Raw genomic sequence first — 1,404 nt, forward strand, 5'->3', positions numbered from 1 at the left:
CCCTTCTTGTTGAAGGGGGCGCGCCAACGGCGCGGGGTTGAGGTGGAAAGCGTGGTCAACCGCTCAGCGGTTGACCTGCGCGTAGAGGGTGGAGCTCATGCCGAACAGCTTGATGAAGCCCTCGGCTTCTTCCACGCCCCAGTCGGCCGACTGCGCATAGGTGGCGCCCTTGGTGTTGAGCAGGTGCGGCGACTTCACCGCAACGGCGTCGACGCGGCCGCCACGGGTTTCCAGCACCACTTCGCCGTTGACCTTGGCCTGCGAAGACTTCAGGAAGGCTTCGATGTCGGTCTTCAGCGGGTCGTGGTAGAAGCCTTCGTACACCAGCTCCACCCACTTGCGCGCCACGTCCGGCTTGAAGCGGTTCTGCTGCTTGGTCAGCACCGCATCTTCCAGCGCGCGGTGCGCGGCCAGCAGCGAGACCAGGCCCGGTGCCTCGAACACGATGCGGCCCTTCAGGCCGATCACGGTGTCGCCGGTGTACACGCCACGGCCGACGCCGTAGGGGGCAAACAGCTTGTTGAGCTGGGCCAGGATCTGCTCGCCCGGCAGTGCCTTGCCGTCGAGCTCGACAGCTTCGCCTTCGACGAACTTCAGGGTGACGGTCAGCGCCTGTTCCGGCCACTCGGCGCGCGGTGCGCACCAGCCACGGGCGCCCTCGCCCGGTGCTTCCCAACGATCGATCTCGCCGCCGGACATGGTCAGGCCCAGCAGGTTCTCGTTGATGGTGTAGGCCTGCTGCTTGGCGCGCACGCCGAAGCCACGCTCTTCCAGGTACTTCTGCTCGTAGGCGCGGGTCTGGGTGTGTTCCTTCTGGATCTCGCGGATCGGCGCGATGATCTGGTAGTCACCCAGGGCCTTCACTGCCAGGTCGAAGCGCACCTGGTCGTTGCCCATGCCGGTGCAGCCGTGGGCGATGATGTTGGTGCCCAGTTCGGCAGCGCGCTTGAGCGCGGCATCGACGATCAGGTAACGGTCCGACACCAGCAGCGGGTACTGGCCCTGATAGCCCTCGCCGGCCCACACGAACGGCTTGACGAAGCCGGACCAGATGGCCGGACCGCCATCGACGGTCTGGTGGCTGGTGACACCCAGCTCGGCRGCACGCTTCTCGATGAAATCGCGCTCTTCGTCATCCACGCCGCCGGTATCGGCGAACACGGTATGCACGTTGTAGCCGCGCTCCTGCAGGTACGGCACGCAGAAGCTGGTATCAAGGCCGCCGGAGAAGGCGAGAACGACGTCTTTGTTGCTCATGGGGGGTATGTCCTGGTAGCGCCGGGCCATGCCCGGCGGATTGTCTGGAGTGCTTGAACGACGTACGAAAATCAGCGGCCGGCAACAGCAGCCATGATCGCCTTCTGCACATGCAGGCGATTCTCGGCTTCGTTGATGGCGATGCAC

1 protein-coding gene is annotated in these 1,404 nt (G+C 65.1%); it reads right to left on the reverse strand.

Annotation, left to right across the window (positions count from 1 at the left end; genetic code table 11):
• Positions 1-63 precede the first annotated feature (63 nt).
• Positions 64-1,257, reverse strand: a complete 1,194-nt coding sequence (locus tag AC1VAN_RS21815; protein WP_025876423.1) for an argininosuccinate synthase — start codon at positions 1,255-1,257, stop codon at positions 64-66.
• Positions 1,258-1,404 lie beyond the last annotated feature (147 nt).

Source organism: Stenotrophomonas sp. 05L44_2 (genome assembly GCF_056665995.1).